Origin of the sequence: Myxococcus sp. MISCRS1 (assembly GCF_026626605.1) — a bacterium.
GTDB classification, from domain to species: Bacteria; Myxococcota; Myxococcia; order Myxococcales; family Myxococcaceae; genus Myxococcus; species Myxococcus fulvus.
Genome location: NZ_JAPNKB010000001.1, coordinates 1,614,834 through 1,630,350, shown reverse-complemented (window position 1 = coordinate 1,630,350; position 15,517 = coordinate 1,614,834). Strand labels below are relative to the sequence as shown.

General features: G+C 69.3%; 19 protein-coding genes. 11 read left to right on the top strand and 8 right to left on the bottom strand.

Features of this window, described 5'->3' with window-relative positions:
* Nucleotides 1–78 precede the first annotated feature (78 nt).
* Nucleotides 79–738, bottom strand: a complete 660-nt coding sequence (locus OWM54_RS06335) for a hydrolase (RefSeq protein WP_223746517.1) — start codon at nucleotides 736–738, stop codon at nucleotides 79–81.
* 170 nt (nucleotides 739–908) lie between these two features.
* Here OWM54_RS06335 and OWM54_RS06330 point away from each other — a divergent pair, with 170 nt between their 5' ends.
* Entirely contained in the window at nucleotides 909–1,541 is a 633-nt protein-coding gene (locus tag OWM54_RS06330) for a response regulator (RefSeq protein WP_223746518.1), read from the top strand.
* Nucleotides 1,542–1,553: 12 nt separating this feature from the next.
* Here the strand turns inward: OWM54_RS06330 and OWM54_RS06325 are convergent, their stop codons facing one another.
* Nucleotides 1,554–2,036: a GNAT family N-acetyltransferase gene (locus OWM54_RS06325; RefSeq protein WP_223746519.1), complete on the bottom strand. Its 483-nt coding sequence runs from the start codon at nucleotides 2,034–2,036 to the stop codon at nucleotides 1,554–1,556.
* A gap of 328 nt (nucleotides 2,037–2,364) precedes the next feature.
* Between OWM54_RS06325 and OWM54_RS06320 the strand changes: the two genes are divergently transcribed.
* The 5 genes from OWM54_RS06320 (at nucleotide 2,365) to OWM54_RS06300 (ending at nucleotide 6,069) form a co-directional block, all read left to right on the top strand.
* The gene (locus OWM54_RS06320; RefSeq protein ID WP_223746520.1) at nucleotides 2,365–2,928 is read left to right on the top strand and encodes a hypothetical protein; all 564 of its coding nucleotides are present in this window, start codon (nucleotides 2,365–2,367) and stop codon (nucleotides 2,926–2,928) included.
* Nucleotides 2,929–3,144: 216 nt separating this feature from the next.
* Nucleotides 3,145–3,711: a hypothetical protein gene (locus OWM54_RS06315; protein ID WP_267696895.1), complete on the top strand. Its 567-nt coding sequence runs from the start codon at nucleotides 3,145–3,147 to the stop codon at nucleotides 3,709–3,711.
* Between the two features lie 627 nt (nucleotides 3,712–4,338).
* Nucleotides 4,339–4,677, top strand: coding sequence for a hypothetical protein (locus OWM54_RS06310; RefSeq protein ID WP_267696894.1), 339 nt, complete (start codon nucleotides 4,339–4,341; stop codon nucleotides 4,675–4,677).
* 45 nt (nucleotides 4,678–4,722) lie between these two features.
* On the top strand, nucleotides 4,723–5,286 hold the full coding sequence (locus tag OWM54_RS06305; protein WP_223746523.1) for a hypothetical protein: 564 nt from the start codon (nucleotides 4,723–4,725) through the stop codon (nucleotides 5,284–5,286).
* A 216-nt stretch (nucleotides 5,287–5,502) separates the two neighbouring features.
* Nucleotides 5,503–6,069, top strand: coding sequence for a hypothetical protein (locus OWM54_RS06300; RefSeq protein ID WP_223746524.1), 567 nt, complete (start codon nucleotides 5,503–5,505; stop codon nucleotides 6,067–6,069).
* Between the two features lie 63 nt (nucleotides 6,070–6,132).
* Here OWM54_RS06300 and OWM54_RS06295 read toward each other — a convergent pair whose 3' ends face one another.
* Complete coding sequence (locus OWM54_RS06295) at nucleotides 6,133–6,630, bottom strand: DUF3592 domain-containing protein (protein WP_267696893.1); 498 nt, start codon at nucleotides 6,628–6,630, stop codon at nucleotides 6,133–6,135.
* A gap of 198 nt (nucleotides 6,631–6,828) precedes the next feature.
* Between OWM54_RS06295 and OWM54_RS06290 the strand changes: the two genes are divergently transcribed.
* Nucleotides 6,829–7,662, top strand: a complete 834-nt coding sequence (locus OWM54_RS06290) for a 3'(2'),5'-bisphosphate nucleotidase CysQ family protein (protein WP_267696892.1) — start codon at nucleotides 6,829–6,831, stop codon at nucleotides 7,660–7,662.
* A gap of 15 nt (nucleotides 7,663–7,677) precedes the next feature.
* Here OWM54_RS06290 and mug read toward each other — a convergent pair whose 3' ends face one another.
* Nucleotides 7,678–8,235, bottom strand: coding sequence for a G/U mismatch-specific DNA glycosylase (gene mug / locus OWM54_RS06285; protein ID WP_324289052.1), 558 nt, complete (start codon nucleotides 8,233–8,235; stop codon nucleotides 7,678–7,680).
* 127 nt (nucleotides 8,236–8,362) lie between these two features.
* On the opposite strand from mug, the gene OWM54_RS06280 reads away from it, so the two are divergent.
* Nucleotides 8,363–9,310 carry a 1-phosphofructokinase family hexose kinase gene (locus OWM54_RS06280; RefSeq protein ID WP_267696891.1) on the top strand — a complete coding sequence of 316 codons (948 nt, stop codon included), beginning with the start codon at nucleotides 8,363–8,365 and terminating at the stop codon, nucleotides 9,308–9,310.
* A gap of 91 nt (nucleotides 9,311–9,401) precedes the next feature.
* Nucleotides 9,402–10,718 carry a glycosyltransferase 87 family protein gene (locus OWM54_RS06275; RefSeq protein ID WP_267696890.1) on the top strand — a complete coding sequence of 439 codons (1,317 nt, stop codon included), beginning with the start codon at nucleotides 9,402–9,404 and terminating at the stop codon, nucleotides 10,716–10,718.
* Here OWM54_RS06275 and OWM54_RS06270 read toward each other — a convergent pair.
* A complete protein-coding gene (locus tag OWM54_RS06270; RefSeq protein WP_267696889.1) occupies nucleotides 10,706–11,983 on the bottom strand; it encodes a metal-dependent hydrolase family protein in 1,278 nt (425 codons plus the stop codon). The genes OWM54_RS06275 and OWM54_RS06270 overlap by 13 nt on opposite strands.
* Before the next feature lie 165 nt (nucleotides 11,984–12,148).
* Between OWM54_RS06270 and OWM54_RS06265 the strand changes: the two genes are divergently transcribed.
* Nucleotides 12,149–12,457 carry a hypothetical protein gene (locus tag OWM54_RS06265; RefSeq protein WP_141326453.1) on the top strand — a complete coding sequence of 103 codons (309 nt, stop codon included), beginning with the start codon at nucleotides 12,149–12,151 and terminating at the stop codon, nucleotides 12,455–12,457.
* Between the two features lie 10 nt (nucleotides 12,458–12,467).
* Here OWM54_RS06265 and OWM54_RS06260 read toward each other — a convergent pair whose 3' ends face one another.
* Nucleotides 12,468–12,842: a DUF423 domain-containing protein gene (locus OWM54_RS06260; protein ID WP_141326455.1), complete on the bottom strand. Its 375-nt coding sequence runs from the start codon at nucleotides 12,840–12,842 to the stop codon at nucleotides 12,468–12,470.
* A 96-nt stretch (nucleotides 12,843–12,938) separates the two neighbouring features.
* Here OWM54_RS06260 and OWM54_RS06255 point away from each other — a divergent pair, with 96 nt between their 5' ends.
* On the top strand, nucleotides 12,939–13,604 hold the full coding sequence (locus OWM54_RS06255) for an SET domain-containing protein (protein ID WP_267696888.1): 666 nt from the start codon (nucleotides 12,939–12,941) through the stop codon (nucleotides 13,602–13,604).
* A gap of 305 nt (nucleotides 13,605–13,909) precedes the next feature.
* On the opposite strand, the gene OWM54_RS06250 is transcribed toward OWM54_RS06255, so the two are convergent.
* Nucleotides 13,910–14,668 (bottom strand): double-CXXCG motif protein, encoded by a 759-nt coding sequence (locus tag OWM54_RS06250; protein WP_267701097.1) that lies wholly within the window; start codon nucleotides 14,666–14,668, stop codon nucleotides 13,910–13,912.
* Nucleotides 14,668–15,402: a TIGR02269 family lipoprotein gene (locus OWM54_RS06245; protein WP_267696887.1), complete on the bottom strand. Its 735-nt coding sequence runs from the start codon at nucleotides 15,400–15,402 to the stop codon at nucleotides 14,668–14,670. The genes OWM54_RS06250 and OWM54_RS06245 overlap by 1 nt, the downstream gene beginning before the upstream one ends.
* Nucleotides 15,403–15,517 lie beyond the last annotated feature (115 nt).

The window sequence follows — 15,517 nt, the reverse complement described above, 5'->3', positions numbered from 1 at the left end:
GCGGGACGACGGCCCGGCGGAGCGCTCGAGAGGGGGCTTCGAGTCCGCCGCCGGGGTACGAAGGGGGCACGGCGGACGTCAGTGACCGCCGCCCTCGGAGGCGTTGAACATGCTCTTGGCGTACTGCACGCCCAGGCCGTAGCCGCCGCCGTGGGCGACCGCGACGCCCGTGGTCATGGCGTAGGTGGCGCCGCGCGCCCAGTCGCGCTGGAGCTCCAGCAGGTACTGGAGGCTGGTCATGGGGATGGCGCCGGCCTGCACCATGCGCTGCACGGCGCGCTCGTGGGCCTCCTGGGACACGTCACCGCTGGCGTCGGTGATGACATACACCTGGAAGCCCTGGTCGATGGCGGACAGCACCGGGCCGACGATGCACACGCCCGTCCAGAGGCCGGCGAACACGACGCGCGCCTTGTCGAAGCGGTTGACCTGTTCGGTGACGTTCGGGTCCTCCCAGCAGTTCATCGTGGTGCGGTCGATGACCTTCGCCTCGGGGAAGACCTCCTTGATTTCGGGGAACAGGGGGCCGGAGAAGCTCTTCTCCGCGACGGTGGTGAGCAGCGTGGGGACGCGGAAGCCCGCGGCGGCCTTGCAGACGAGCGCGGTGTTGTTGCGCAGCAGCGGCAGCTCGATGCTGTGGGTGGCGAAGGCCATCTGGGACTGGTGGTCCACCAGGATGAGCGCGTGGTTGTCCGGGGTGAGCAGGCTCTTGCCGGGCGTGGGGGAGGCGTTGGGCATGGGGCGTCTCGCGGGGCTTCGGGGGTGTCAGGGAATTGATTTCAGTCATTGTCATGAAACACGGGGAGGCCCGTGTCGGCATCACCCGAATGGGGGATGCGCCGTTTCGATGGGCAGCCTCGCGGATGTGAGTCTTTTCACGGGGCGACGACGGGGGTACCTTGCGACGCATGACTTCGAAGGACGCGAACATCCGCATCCTGGTGGTCGACGACCATCCGATGTTGCGTGAAGGGCTCTGCGGGATGATTGCCGGTCAGCCGGACATGACGCTCGTGGCGGAGGCGGAGACGGGCGAGCAGGCGCTGCGGGCGTACCGGGCGCACACGCCGGACATCACGCTGATGGACGTGCAGATGCCGGGGATGAACGGCATCGATGCCATCACGGCCATCCGCGCGGAGTTCCCCGCGGCGCGCATCATCGTGCTGACGACGTACAAGGGAGATGCGCAGGCGCTGCGCGCCATCAAGGCGGGGGCGTCCGGCTACCTGCTCAAGAGCATGCTGCGCAAGGAGCTGGTGGAGACCATCCGCAGCGTGCATGCCGGCCGTCGCCGCATCGCCGCGGACATCGCGTCGGAGCTGGCGGAGCACGTGGCGGATGACGAGCTGACGGCGCGCGAGCGGGAGGTGCTGATCCGCGTGGCCGCGGGCAACGCGAACAAGGAGGTCGCCGCGCAGATGGGCATCTCCGAGGAGACCGTGAAGACGCACATGAAGAACGTGCTGACGAAGCTCTCCGCGCGGGACCGGACGCACGCCGTGGTGGTGGCGATGCGCCGGGGCATCATCGACCTGTGAGGTGAGCCGGGCTCAGGGCTTGGTGGCCTCGCGGGTCATCTCCACCATGGTGGGGCGCCAGCCCAGGCGGGCGAACATGCGCTGGGCGGCCTCGTTCTTCGCGGCCGTGTGCAGCACGACGCGCGGCACGCCCAGGGCGGTGAGCCGACGCATCAGCTCCTCGGCGAGCTGGGCGCCCACGCCCGCCTTGCGCGCCTTGGCGTCCACCCAGAGGTCATGGAAGCCTCCGGAGCGGTCCAGCAGGGCGTTCCAGTCCACGGGCTCGACGCGGCCATAGGCGTAGCCCACGACCTCGCCATCCATCTCCGCGACGATGACGACGGCGTCCGGCTTCTTCGCTTCGCGTCCCAGCCACCAGCGGTAACCGGCCTCGACGTCGTCGGGCATCATGAAGCGCTGGTTGTCGAAGTCGTGGTGGAGCTGGGCGAGCGCCGCGCCCATGCGGCCCAGGGCGGGTTCATCCGAGGGCTGTGCGGGACGGAGGGTGATGGTCATGCGGGGCTCCTCTGCGGGCCGCGCAAGAGGCGCGGGGCGGCGAGCCTCACACAGGCCCGAGGCGCGTGCACCCCTCGCGTCATCTCTGTGGGGTGGTGGACGGGGGCGATGTCCACCGCGTCCATTGTCTGGAAGGACAATGACAGATGCTGCCCTGAGGTGGCGGGCGCGTCCATTGGCGGAAGGGACAAGGTTGTTGTCTGGTTTGTGGGATGGGAATCCGTCGGGATTCGCTTGTTCTTGGGGGTTGGTGTTAGTGATTGTTCCGGTGTGGATGCCGCGTCGGCGCTGGGGAGGCCGACGATATTCGACGCCGGAGGTGGGTGACATGCGCGGAATGGCTTCGTGTCTGCTGGGGCTCATGATGCTCCTGGGGAGTCCGTCGTGGGCCGAGCCGCGAGGCGAGGTGGACCGCGCCCAGGAGGAGCTCCTGCCCCTGGCGGTGGTGACCTGTCCCGTGGGGGCCTTTCGGACCACGTTCACGCCGCCGCTGCGGGAGACCCCTCAAGATGTACGCATCCAGGGGGAGGGCGGATTCAGCAACTGTTACACGCTCCTGGGTGAGCGGGTGACATCGTCGGTGAGTGCCACGGACTTCGTCAGGCCGAACTACGACTGTTTTGACCTGCTGGAGATCCTCCCGGTGACGATTCAGCTCACCTGGAACACGGGAGAGGTCTCGACGTTCCGTCTGACGCAGGTGACGGCGCGGGCGGATGGGCCCCTGCTGGTGCTGGTTCAGACGGGGACGGTGCTGTCGGGGAAGTTCGAGGGAGCCACGGTGGTCATGAACGTCACCTTCACCTCCACGGACCTCGATGCGTGCCGCAGTCCCGAGGGGCTCCGTGGCATGAGCGCCACCCAGACGCTCGTGATGACCCGGGTGCTCTGAGTCGCCGGGCGGAGGCAGCACGTCCATCGTTCGAAGGGACGATGCTGTCTGTCAAGAACACCGCGGCCTGTCGCCTGGTGAAGCAATGGCTGTCTGTTCGTGGCGCGGTGAGATGAGTGTGTCTTGTGTCCTGTTGTTAGGCGCTGTTCCTGATTGCGTCGATGCGGATGGGACCGGGAAGCCCTGGGACCTCTGTCATCGGAAGGGGTGTGTGATATGCGTGAGATTGCTTCGTGCCTGATGATGTCGCTGTTGCTCGTGAGTGGCCAGGTGTCCGCGGAGCCGAGCGTTGAGGGAGGGGCTTCGTCGCGTGAGGTCTTGACGCTGGCGGTGGTGACGTGTCCGGTGGGCGGCGTCCAGATTCGCTACAACCCGCCGTTGCGGGACACCCCGCAGGATGTCCGTATCCAGGGTGAGGGGGTGTTCAGCAACTGCGTCACGGTGCTGGGAGAGCGCGTGACGTCCGGGACGACTGGGACGGACGGCGTCCGGCAGGGCTACAGCTGCGCGGACCTGCTGGGCATCGTACCGGTGCCGGCGGGGCAGCTCGTCTGGAACACGGGCGAGGTCTCGACGTTCCGGCTGACGCAGATTTCGGCGCGCGTGGACGGACCGTTGCTCGTGGTGGTGCAGTCGGGGACGGTGCTGTCGGGGAAGTTCGAGGGCGCGCAGGCCGTCAACACCATCGCCTTCGCCGCCACGGACCTGGATGCGTGCCGTTCCCCCGAGGGGCTTCCCAGGATGAGCGGCAACCAGACCCTGGTGCTCACGAAGGTGCTGTAAGCACTCCGTTTCACGCACCTGGATCTGGGGTGGGCGAGCGCCGCGCCCATGAGGCCAGGGCGGGATCGTCGGAGGGCCATGTGGGGACGGAGGGGGCCGGTCACGCGAGGCTCCTCCGCAGGCCGCGCGAGGGTGCGGGGCGGCGAGCCTCACACGGGCGCGAGGTGCGTGCACGGCGCTCGTCACCACTGCGGAGCGGCGGACTGGGACGCGGGCCTTGTCCTGGGTTCGTCGGTGCGTCGTCATGATGAGGACGGGATGTCCCGACACCGTCCATTGTCTGTCGGGACACGCGCGATGTCTGTTTTGTGCGCGCGAGCGTGGGCGGCGTCGCGCGTGCTTGATGTCTGGTGTCATGGGCGTCTGGCGCGAAAGGCCTTGACCCGAAGAGAGCGCAACTGGCGCTGTGAGGTGGGGGACATGCGTGGACTTGCTTCATGGCTGTGGGTGCTGGCGATGCTTGGCAGTGGTCCGGCGTTCGGCGCGTCGGGCGAAGGAGTCCTTCCCGCGTTGCCGTTGTTGACGTGTCCGTTGGGGACGACGGTCAGCGAGTACTCTCCGTCCTTGAAAAACGAACCCCAAGACGTGACGGTCCGTGGGGCGGGGGAACTCAGAGGATGCATCGGATTGCTGGGGGCCCAGGTTTCTTCGGCGAGCAACCGGACGGAGACGTTCCGTCCTGGGTACAGCTGTCTGGATTTGCTGGCCATTGTCCCGGTCCTCGCGCGCCTGACCTGGAACACAGGGGAGATCTCCGAAATCGCGCAGACCCAGGTGACAGTGCGCACCGAGGGGCTCTCGCTCGTCTTCGTGCAGATGGGGACGGTCCGGTCCGGGAAGTTCGAAGGGGCGACGGTCGTCCGGACGTTCTCCTATCTCTCGACGGACTTGGAGGCCTGTTCGTCCGCCGAAGGGTTGGCTCGACTGGAGGGAACCCAGACGCTCGTCCTGACGGGGCTGCTGTGAGCGCCGTCGGCAAGTTGGCTCACGATGCTGAGAAGGAGACGTGACATGCGCGGAATGGCCTCATGTCTGATGGGATGGATGATGCTCGCGGGCAGTCCTTCGTCGGCGGAGCCGCGAGGCGAGGTGGACCGCGACCGGGAGGAACTGCTGCCCCTGGCGGTGGTGACCTGTCCCGTGGGAGCGTTCCAGACCACGTATACCCCGCCGCTGCGGGACACTCCTCAGGACGTACGCATCCAGGGGGCGGGAGGGTTCAGCAACTGCTACACGCTGCTGGGTGAGGACGTCAGGTCGACGTCGAGCGCGGCGGACTTCGTCAAGAGGGGCGCCTCTTGTTCGGATCTGTTGGAGATCGTCCCTGTGACGAATCAGCTCACCTGGAACACGGGAGAGGTCTCGACGTTCCGACTGACGCAGGGAGCGGTGCGAGCCGATGGGCCTCTGTTCGTGTTGGTTCAGACGGGGACGGTGCTGTCGGGGAAGTTCGAGGGGGCCACGGTGGTCATGAACGTCACCTTCACCTCCACCGACCTCGATGCGTGCCGCAGTCCCGAAGGGCTCCGTGGCATGAGCGCTACCCAGACGCTCGTGCTGACCCGGGTGCTCTGAGTCGCCGGGCGGAGGCAGCACGTCCATCGTTCGAAGGGACGATGCTGTCTGTCAAGAACACCGCGGCCTGTCGCCTGGTGAAGCAATGGCTGTCTGTTCGTGGCGCGGTGAGATGAGTGTGTCTTGTGTCCTGTTGTTAGGCGCTGTTCCTGATTGCGTCGATGCGGATGGGACCGGGAAGCCCTGGGACCTCTGTCATCGGAAGGGGTGTGTGACATGCGTGAGATTGCTTCGTGCCTGATGATGTCGCTGTTGCTCGTGAGTGGCCAGGTGTCCGCGGAGCCGAGCGTTGAGGGAGGAGCCTCGCCGCGTGAGGTCCTGACGCTGGCGGTGGTGACGTGTCCGGTGGGCGGTATCCAGATCCGCTACACCCCGCCGCTGCGGGACTTCCCTCAGGATGTCCGTACCAATGGTGAGAGTGTGTTCAGCAACTGCGTCACGGTGCTGGGAGAGCGCGTGACGTCCGGGACGTCCGGGACGGACGGCATCCGGCAGGGCTATAGCTGCGCGGACCTGCTGGGCATCCTACCGGTGCCGGCGGGGCAGGTCGTCTGGAACACGGGCGAGGTCTCGACGTTCCGACTGACGCAGATTTCGGCGCGCGTGGACGGACCGTTGCTCGTGGTGGTGCAGTCGGGGACGGTGCTGTCGGGGAAGTTCGAGGGCGCGCAGGCCGTCAACACCGTCACCTTCGCCTCCACGGACCTGGACGCGTGCCGTTCCCCTGAGGGCCTTCCCAGGATGAGCGGCAACCAGACCCTGGTGCTCACGAAGGTGCTGTAGGTCTCTTGGGGGACGAAGCGCCGGTGGCCCCGCGTCCCGCCCTGTGACCAAAAGGTCCGTGAGTCAGGCGGAGAGCTGCCTGCCCTTGTTGCGCCGACGCTCGCGGGCGTCGGCGCTGATCATGTCCACCATGCTCGTCCCCGCGACGCCGGCGACGGCGAGGCCGCCGAACATCACGACGTAGCTGGACACGCCCGCGCCACCGCATTCGACGCACGCGATGGCCGGGTCGTCCGGCGCGTAGTGGACGGCCATCTTCGTGCCGGAGGCATACCGGCGCGTCAGTCGCTGCGCGTCCGGCAGCGCGCCCGTGTCGTTGCCGCCGAAGGAGACGGTGTCGGACGTGTAGTGGCTGCCGCCCACCGTGTACTCGTAGCGCACCTCGGGGTGGAAGCGGGTGTTGCGCCGGTCGTGCATCGTCTGCACGGACGAGGAGACGACGGTGCCCTCGGTGGTGGGCCACTGCTCGCTCGCATGCGCGCGGTACAGCAGGCGCCCGCCTCCGTAGGCCAGCATCACGCCGAACAGCAGCATCAACCCCATCATCAATCCCTTCATCATCTCGGCCTGTCCTCGCGCTGGCCCAGGGAGGCCCCAGGGCTCACGGTTCGCTTCCTGCAGTGCAGAAGCCGCGCCAGCATCTCTCCTCGGGGCCATCATCCGGCGATGGGGCAATTCGCCCCGCGCGGGGCGGTTCGCCCCACGTCCGTTCGCTTGGGGCTCCCCGGAACGCGTCAACGGGGGCAGACTGTGGGGACCATGCCCTCCCTCGACACCGAGCTGGAAACCGCCCGTCGAATCGCCCGTGAAGCAGGCGCTGTGCTGCTCCAGGTCTACGCCACACCCTTCGCGGTGGAGGACAAGGCGGGCGGACAGGGGCCCGTCACGGAGGCGGACACCCGCGCCAATGCGCTCATCGTGGACGCGCTGCACCGGGCCTTCCCGAAGGACGGCGTGGTGGCGGAGGAGTCGGAGAACGACGCGGTGGCGACCCGCTTCGAGCGGTGCTGGTTCGTGGACCCGCTCGATGGCACCCAGGAGTTCGTCCATCGCAACGGTGAGTTCGCCATCCACATCGGTCTGGCCATCGGCGGCGAGGCGCGGCTGGGCGTCGTCTACCGGCCGGTGGGCGACAAGCTCTACTCGGGCGTGGTGGGGGAGGGCGGCTTCGTGGAGGAGGCGGGCGCGCGCCGGGCCCTGCGGGTGTCGGACGTGGCGGAGCCCTCGGCGCTGCGCCTGGTGGTGTCACGCTCGCATCGCTCGAAGCTGACGAACCAGGTGGTGGCGCGGCTGGGAATCACCCGCGAGCAGGAGTCCGGCTCGGTGGGCATCAAGTGCGGCCTGCTCGCGGAGTCCGTCGCGGACCTGTACCTGCACGTCAGCTCCAAGAGCTACCGCTGGGACAACTGCGCGCCGGAGGCGGTGCTGCGCTCCGCGGGCGGAATCCTCACGGACCTGGGCGGCACGCCGTATCGCTACAACACCGCGGAGCTCCAGAACGTGCGCGGCCTGTTGGCCTGCAACGCCGCGGCCTTTCCTCACGTGCAGCCGGTGGTCACCCGCTTCGCTCGCGAGGCGGGGCTGCTGGAGTAGGGGCGCCGACGTGCGTCAGGCTTCATCCGCTTCTTGGCGGAGCTGCGCGAAGAGTCTGGCCAGGTCTGGAAGCTGGTAGTGAGCGTTGAGCCCGCTGGGATTCGGCAACACCCACAGGCGCGTGGCGCCGAGCGTCTCCGGCTGGAGCCCGAGCTTCGCCTTGGGCCTCGCGAAGGCCGTGCGGTACGCCCCCACGCCCAGCACCGCGAGGAAGCGCGGCCGATGGCGACGGACCTTGGCCTCCAGGGACTTCGCGCCCGACCTCAGCTCCGAGTCGTCGAGCTGGTCCGCCGTCGCCGTGGCCCGGTCGACCACGTTGGTGATGCCCAACCCGAAGTCCAACAGCTCCCCCTGCTCCGACGGCGACAACTGCCGGGGCGTGAAGCCCGACTGGTGCATCGTCGGCCAGAAGCGATTGCCCGGGCGCGCGAAGTGGTACCCCACCACCACCGAGTACAGGCTGGGATTGATGCCGCAGAACAGCACGCGCAACCCCGGGCCGATGAGGTCCGGCATGGTGTGGCCCATGGCGGCATCGAGCTCCTCGCGCGTGGGTCGCCGTGATGCGGGCATGGGGCGCTTCTCGCACCCCTCGCACGCCGTGACAACGCTTCGCTGGCGCCCGACGCGTCCGCTGGGGCACTCTGTCGCGATGCGTCCCCGTGGGGACGTCCCCTTCTGATTGCTGGAGACCCCGCACATGGCTCACATCGTGACGCTGACGCTCAACCCCGCCATCGACGTCGCGACGTCCGTGCCGGAAGTCACGCCGGAGCACAAGCTGCGCTGCGGCTCGGTGCGCAGGGACCCGGGCGGCGGCGGCATCAACGTGGCCCGCGTGGTGCGCGAGCTCGGCGGTGAGTCCATCGCCGTCTACACCCGCGGCGGCGCCACGGGGCTGCTGCTCGAGGAGCTGCTGGAGGAGAAGGGCCTCCTTCGCCGCTCCATCCCCGTGGAGGGCTCCACCCGCGAGAGCTTCACCGTCGCCGAGGGCAACAGCGCCCGCGAGTACCGCTTCATCCTCCCCGGCCCCGTCCTCACCGAGCGCGAATGGCAGCGCTGCCTGGACGCGGTGGGCGAGGTGTCCCAGGGCGCCGCCTTCATCGTCGCCAGCGGCAGCCTGCCCCAGGGCGTCCCCGAGGACTTCTACGCGCGCGTCGCGCGACTCGCCAAGAAGCTGGGCGTGCGCTGCGTGGTGGACACCAGCGGCAAGGCGCTCGCCGCCGCCCTGGAGGAGGGCGTGTTCCTCGCCAAACCCAACCGCCGCGAGCTGCGGGAGCTGACGGGCATGCAGGTGGAGGACCTGGACGCCCAGGCCTCGGCCGCCCGGGAGCTGGTCGCCCGGGGCCGCGCGGAGGTGCTCGCCGTGTCCATGGGCGCCGATGGCGCGCTGCTCACCTCCCGCGACGTCCAGCTCCGCGCCTCGCCGCCTCCGGTGGAGACCCACAGCTCCGTCGGAGCCGGGGACAGCTTCGTGGCCGGGGTGACCCTGGCGCTCGCCCGGGGACAGTCCCTGGAGGAGGCCCTGCGCTGGGGCATCGCCTCCGGCACCGCGGCGCTCCTGTCCCAGGGGACCGACCTGTGCGCCCGGGCCGACGTCGAGCGTTTGTTCACGCTGGTGAAGGCGCTGCCCGTGGCGCGTTCGTAACCCGGGTGGGCCTTGCCTCCTCGCACGCCCGCCGGGCGGGGCGGCGGCATGTCTCGACAAGGATGGCCGGGATTGGACAGAGTGCGCTCGCGTGTCCGCCCCCACTCCGCCGCTCCCCGCTGATTCCCGTGTCCGCCTCGGCCCCTGGCATTGGGTCGCGCTCCTCGTCGGCGTGACGCCGCTCGTGGTGTACGCGTTCTCGCCGCGCGTCGGTGACCTGGACCTCTACTTCCGGACGGCGCGCGCGTTCCTCACCGGGGCCACGCCCAACCAGGACTTCCGCTTCGAGTATCCGCCCTACGCGCTGCTCTGGTTCGTGCCGGCCGCGTGGCTGCGCTCCACGCAGTGGGAGTTCGTCCCCGTGTTCGGCCTGCAGCTGGCCATCATGGACGGGCTCATCAAGTGGACGCTCCTGCGCGAGGGCGCGCGGCGCTGGGGCCGCGAGTGGCGCTCCGTCGTCCCGTGCCTGGCGTACTCGGTGACGTCGTGGGCGGCGGCGCTCTACTACCTCAAGCGCTACGACCTCATCCCCGCGGTGCTGACGCTGGGCGCGCTGGTGGCGCTGGCCCGGCGGCGGGACGCGCTCGCGGGCCTGGCGCTCGCGGTGGGCATCGTGACGAAGCTCTACCCCGTGGTGCTGGTGCCGCTCGCGGTGGCGGTGTGCTGGAAGCGCGGCACGCTGGGCAAGCTGGTGATGGGATTGACGCTGGGCGTGGCGCCGCTGGTGCCGCTGAGCTTCGTGTGGCCGTGGTGGGGCTTCGCGTCGTTCCACGTCGACCGGGGCCTGCAGGTGGAGTCGCTGGGTGCGTCCCTCCTGTGGGCGGCGCACCACCTGGGGCTGGTGAAGGGGGTGCTCTGGGTGCACGCGCCGGCGGCGTACGAGCTGCACGGCGCCGTGGCCGAGGGCGTGAGGGCGACGACGCGCTGGCTGTGGGTGGCCGGCTCGCTGGGCATGGCCGCGCTGGGCATGTGGTCGGTGCGCCGCAAGATGCCGGAGCGGGTGGAGGACCTGGCCCGGCTGGCGCTGGGGCCGCTGGTGGCCTTCATCATCCTGAACCCGGTGATCAGTCCCCAGTTCCTCACGTGGCTGATGGGCGCCGCGGCGCTGTCGCTCCTGTCCGGCTCGCGCTCGGTGGCGGTGCTCGTCCTGGTGGCGGCCATCCTGTCGCGAGGCGTCTTCGTGGGCCCCACGTACAAGCATGGGCTGGGCATCCCGCAGACGCTGCTCCTGCTCACGCGCAACGGGCTGTTGATGGCCGCGGCGGTGCTGCTCGTGCGTGATGCGTGGCGCCGGGCCTCGGTGAGCGCCTCCGCGCCGGACGCCTCCGTGCCGTCGGTGGACTTCATCCCCGCGGCGACGGAGCCGGTGGACCCCGCGAGCGTGGGGCTCGCCGCTCAGCGACGGTAGGGCACGCCGCCCTTCATCACCCAGCGCACGCGGCGCACGGCGGAGATGTCCTTCGTGGGCTCTCCGTCCACGGCGACCAGGTCCGCGAGGAGCCCGGGCTTCACCTGCCCGAGCGAGTCCTCGCGGTGCAGCATCCGCGCGTTGCCGGACGTGGCCGCCCGGAGCACCTGCACCGGCGTCATGCCGTACTCCACCATCAGCTCCAGCTCGCGCCCGTTCTCTCCGTGCACGAAGACGCCCGAGTCCCCGCCCACGCACATGGGGACCCCGGCCGCGAGCGCCGCGCGGAAGCTGACCTTCTTGGCCTGGATGGCGGCGGGCTCCGGGTCCACCCCCTTCTTCCAGCCGTGGTAGCGGTAGAGCGCGTCGCCGGCCGCGAGCGTGGGGCAGAAGAAGACGCCCCGCTGGGCCATGAGGCGGAAGACCTCCGTCGTGCCGCCGTCGCCGTGCTCGATGCTCTCCGCGCCGGCGAGCACCGCGCGGCGCATGCCCTCGGGTGTGCTGGCGTGCACGGAGACGGGGCGGCCGCCGTCGCGCGCGGTGTCGACGATGCGCTTCAGCTCCTCGAGCGAGTACGTGGGGCGCGCCTCGCCACCGGGGCCCCAGCGGTAGTCGCCGTAGACCTTCACCCAGTCCGCGCCCCGGCCCATCTGTTCGCGCACCGCGCGCACCAGCGTGTCCTCGCCGTCGGCCTCCTCGGCGCCCTGGGGGACGTGCCACTCGGGGGCGAAGCCCTTGGGGCCGTAGGTGCCGCTGGCCACCAGCGAGCGCGTGGCCACGAGCAGGCGGGGGCCGGGGATGATGCCCTGCTGGATGGCCTGCTTGAGGCCGACGTCCGCGTCACCCGCGCCCTCGGTGCCCAGGTCGCGCGCGGTGGTGAAGCCCGCGAGCAGCGTGGCCTTCGCGTGCTGGGTGGCGCGGGCCACGCGCAGGGCCAGGGCCTCCTTCAGGACCTGGTCGTTCCAGTTCGCCTCGTTGTACGGGTGGAGGAAGAGGTGGGAGTGGCCCTCGATGAAGCCGGGCAGGAGCGTGGCGCCGGCGAGGTCGACCCCCTCGGCGCCCTCGGGGACCTGGACCTGGCCCGCGGGGCCGGCGGCGGTGATGCGCTCACCGGTGACGACCACCACCCAGCCCGCGTGGGGCTTCGCGGTGACGCCGTCGAAGACGCTCGTGGGGCGGAGCACGTAGCTCTTGGGCGGCGTGGGGCTCGCGGGCTGCTGGGCCGAGGCCGTGGTGACGACGAGGGCGAGGAGGAGGGCGCGCATGGCGGTGCCGGGGAGTGGGTGTGGGGGAGGGGATGATGACGCGCCACCAGGAGAGGGGCCACTTCGCCGCCCGGGGGGTGTGGGGACAAGCGGGGCTGAGGGGCCGCTTCAGCGGGGCTCATCGACGGCGCTGCCGGTGGGCGCGCGGATGGTTAGAGGGAGGGCATGGCCCGAAACGAGAACGTCAACGCGTTGTTGCCGGTCGAGGTCGAGTTCCAGAAGGAGAAGGCGTCCGCGCTCAGGCGCACCGGCGAGAAGCTGGAGAAGGCGCTCGCGGCGCTGGCCCTCGCGGAGCGGGAGCTGCTGAGTTCCCAGGGGACGGCGCGTGCGGCGCGCCATGCGCGCTACCGGGAGGTCCGCAAGGAGGCGGAGGTCCAGCGGTGGAACCTCATGGTGCAGCGCGAGGCGTGCGGCATCCGGAACAACCGGGAGCTGGACCTGATGTACCCGATGCCGCCGCTGGTTCGCGAATGACTCGGGCGGCTCAGGGCGTGGAGCGCCAGGCGGCGACGGCGAGCAGGGCCCAGCCGGCGAGGAAGCCCAGGCCGCCCAGGGGGGTGATGGCGCCCAGGGCGCGCACGCCGGAGAGCGCGAGCGCGTAGAGGCTTCCGGAGAACAGGAGGATGCCCACGAGCATGGCCCAGCCCGCACCATTGAGCAGGGGCGCGGGGCGCAGGGTGCCCAGCAGGCCGACGGCGACGAGGCCGAGCGCGTGGTACATGTGGTAGCGCGCGCCGGTCTCGAAGATGACGAGCAGGTCCGGGGAGAGCCGGGACTTGAGGCCATGGGCCCCGAAAGCTCCCGCCGCCACGGACAGGAACGCGTTCACAGCACCCAGGACGAGCCACCACCGCATCATCGTGCGCCTTTCATCGAGAGTCCGACTGGTGCACGCTACACCGGCAGTTGATGGAGCGTCCCGGCCGACGTGAACTCCGGGCCGCTCATACTCCGCATGACATCCCCCAATTTCGTTCCCTCCTCCAAGCCTCTCCCCTTCGAGCTGCGTCCGTCGTCCATCCAGGGCACGGGCGCCTTCGCCACGCGTCGCATCCGCAAGGATGAGCGCCTCATCGAGTACGTCGGTGAGCGCATCAACCAGGCGGAGGCCGACCGCCGCTACGACGACGAGGCGATGGGCCGCCACCACACCTTCCTGTTCAACCTGGACAGCAAGACGGTGCTCGACGCCGGCACGCTCCACAACGAGTCGCGCTACATCAACCACTCGTGTGATCCGAACTGCGAGGCGCTCATCGACAAGAAGCGCATCTACATCTTCGCCCTGCGCGACATCGAGGTCGGGGAGGAGCTGGTCTACGACTACGCCTACGAGCGCACCCCGGAGATGGATGCGGAGTCCGAGGCGCTGTACGTGTGCCGCTGTGGCTCGCCCAAGTGCCGGGGGACGATCCTCGCCCCGGTGAAGCCCGCTCCCGCGAAGAAGAAGGCGAAGTCCGCGAAGAAGAAGTCTGGTGCGAAGAAGGGGACGAAGTCGGGGACGAAGTCCGTATCCAAGACGCGCTCGGCGAAGAAGCCCGTGAAGGGCAAGACGTCGAAGCCAGCGAAGTCGACGAAGGGCAAGAAGTCCGCAGGTGGTCGCAAGCGCCTGGCGGGGTGAGGCGTGGTGGATGAGGCCCGGCAACGGTGTTGTCGGGTCTCGCCCAGGTTCATGGAGGAACCCATCGACCGCGTCCCGAGCGCGGATAACTGCTGAGACGATGAGTCCGAATTGGCCGGAGTTGCGCAGACGGACTACGAGGTATGCGATGTGGGCACCCTTGCCATCCGCGTGACCGAGTCCTCGACGCACTCGCAGCGCCGGACTTGGTGGATGCGCGGGAACTCGCACGAGCGCGGTGACCAGCGCCACCTCCACGGGGTAGGAGGGTGGGCCGCGTCCATTCAGGGGGCGGCCACTCGTCCTCACATGACCAGAGGCTCCGGCGGCGCACCCTTGCGCGCCGGCTTCGGCGCAGGCGGGCCCATCACATCCTCGACCGTGACGCCGCTCTCGGCGAGCCGCGCGACGAATTCGGCGAAGCGCTCGCTCACGAGGATGACCATCGGCATCACGGCGAACCGGGCCACGTCGAGCGTCGGCACGGTGCTCTCGTCGAGCCACCACGGCTTGGGGGTGTTGTACTCGGCCTGACCGCACGTGACGCACGGCTCGCCGTGGTAGACGCGCTGGCACCCTGCGCCCAGTGCGCCCTGGTGGGCGAGCCCCAACTCATAGAGCGGCCCGCGCTTGTTCCCAGCGATGCGGCTCTCCGTGGGATTGAGCCCCGTGAGTCCCGCCGCGGTCATCTGCTCGAGCACATCGCCGTGGACCAGCAGCGTCCACGGGTCCTGCAGAACGAGCGGCGGGAGACTGCCGCTTGTCCTCCCCACGAGGGGCCCCAGGCCCATTCCGGGCTTAACCACGGTGCCCTCTGGCAGGTACGGCAGTACGCCATCACGGAGCCTCACGTACTCCGCCCAGGGCACCTGCCGAGCCTTGCGGTACTCCTTCTCTCCGGGGTGGGCCGACAGGTCCACTGTCGGGGCATCCACCCCCAAGGACGCGTACTCGCCAGCACACGTCGGGCAGACCGCGCCGGGAAGGCGCCATCGCCGCTTCGCGATGTAGCTGCCCTGGTGCTTCGTGCCCGCGAGGGACGTCCTTAGCCGAAAGAAGCGCATCACTTCCCTCCGTCTCCTGCGAGGCTCCAGTCACCGAGCTTCTGCCAGTACGACATGGGCATGCCCACGAGCCCGTACTTTTGCACCATGTAGCCCGCCTGCTCCATCAACTCCCACCTCTTCGCGGGGCTCCCGTCTTCTTCGACCCTCGCGATGAACTCGCGCCAATCCCTGTTCCAGGGGCCACCGTACTGGCCCTCATGGATTCGCTTGTGGTGGGCCACGTCGATGGCGAGGGCGTACTCGTGGATGTTGATGCCGCGCTCCGCGAAGTACCCCTCTAGCGCCCGTGGGAAGATGTGGTGCTTCTCTTTCGGACGGGATGCCCACTCCGAATAGGCCTTCCGCAGCCGGGCCTGACTGGGCAATTCCTCGGCGCGATTCCACTTGAAGACCATGACCGGCTCCCGGCCGGCCATGGGCATCGAGGGGAGCCAGTTGCGCTGCGGGGCTCGCGCGGCCCTCGCGGGGGCACTCCCGCGCAGCGCCAGCGGCGGTGAGGCCACGTCCTCGCATCTGTAGAGGCCACACGTCTCGCTTTCGCACGCGACGACGGTGCAGCCAGCCTCGTCGGCCTCCGCCGCGCACTCCGAGGCGGACGGCCCGGCCTCGTCGCCGAGCAGTGCCACATGGCCAGAGTCGGTCGTAGCGCAACCGATGAGCAGCCATGCGGCTGCCACCCACATCCGCTTCCAGATTGCGTTCATGCAGCCCCCGGTTTCAAAGGAGAGCATGGAATGCAGACATGGGCCATCGCCAGGGAGTGGTAGGCGTCAATCATTGAGCAGGACACCAGCGGCGAACCACCATCGGGCACTTCAGGCGCCCCTTCTCGTGTGAGGAGGCCCT

Excerpts from the sequence above, each read along its gene's own strand:
- OWM54_RS06335 (WP_223746517.1), bottom strand. The coding sequence starts at position 738 with ATGCCCAACGCCTCCCCCACGCCCGGCAAGAGCCTGCTCACCCCGGAC.
- OWM54_RS06280 (WP_267696891.1), top strand. The coding sequence starts at position 8,363 with ATGGCTCACATCGTGACGCTGACGCTCAACCCCGCCATCGACGTCGCG.
- OWM54_RS06330 (WP_223746518.1), top strand. The coding sequence starts at position 909 with ATGACTTCGAAGGACGCGAACATCCGCATCCTGGTGGTCGACGACCAT.
- OWM54_RS06265 (WP_141326453.1), top strand. The coding sequence starts at position 12,149 with ATGGCCCGAAACGAGAACGTCAACGCGTTGTTGCCGGTCGAGGTCGAG.
- OWM54_RS06245 (WP_267696887.1), bottom strand. The coding sequence starts at position 15,402 with ATGCTCTCCTTTGAAACCGGGGGCTGCATGAACGCAATCTGGAAGCGG.
- OWM54_RS06305 (WP_223746523.1), top strand. The coding sequence starts at position 4,723 with ATGCGCGGAATGGCCTCATGTCTGATGGGATGGATGATGCTCGCGGGC.
- OWM54_RS06320 (WP_223746520.1), top strand. The coding sequence starts at position 2,365 with ATGCGCGGAATGGCTTCGTGTCTGCTGGGGCTCATGATGCTCCTGGGG.
- OWM54_RS06315 (WP_267696895.1), top strand. The coding sequence starts at position 3,145 with ATGCGTGAGATTGCTTCGTGCCTGATGATGTCGCTGTTGCTCGTGAGT.
- OWM54_RS06260 (WP_141326455.1), bottom strand. The coding sequence starts at position 12,842 with ATGATGCGGTGGTGGCTCGTCCTGGGTGCTGTGAACGCGTTCCTGTCC.
- OWM54_RS06290 (WP_267696892.1), top strand. The coding sequence starts at position 6,829 with ATGCCCTCCCTCGACACCGAGCTGGAAACCGCCCGTCGAATCGCCCGT.
- OWM54_RS06270 (WP_267696889.1), bottom strand. The coding sequence starts at position 11,983 with ATGCGCGCCCTCCTCCTCGCCCTCGTCGTCACCACGGCCTCGGCCCAG.
- OWM54_RS06300 (WP_223746524.1), top strand. The coding sequence starts at position 5,503 with ATGCGTGAGATTGCTTCGTGCCTGATGATGTCGCTGTTGCTCGTGAGT.
- OWM54_RS06295 (WP_267696893.1), bottom strand. The coding sequence starts at position 6,630 with ATGATGAAGGGATTGATGATGGGGTTGATGCTGCTGTTCGGCGTGATG.
- OWM54_RS06325 (WP_223746519.1), bottom strand. The coding sequence starts at position 2,036 with ATGACCATCACCCTCCGTCCCGCACAGCCCTCGGATGAACCCGCCCTG.
- OWM54_RS06255 (WP_267696888.1), top strand. The coding sequence starts at position 12,939 with ATGACATCCCCCAATTTCGTTCCCTCCTCCAAGCCTCTCCCCTTCGAG.
- mug (WP_324289052.1), bottom strand. The coding sequence starts at position 8,235 with ATGCCCGCATCACGGCGACCCACGCGCGAGGAGCTCGATGCCGCCATG.
- OWM54_RS06250 (WP_267701097.1), bottom strand. The coding sequence starts at position 14,668 with ATGCGCTTCTTTCGGCTAAGGACGTCCCTCGCGGGCACGAAGCACCAG.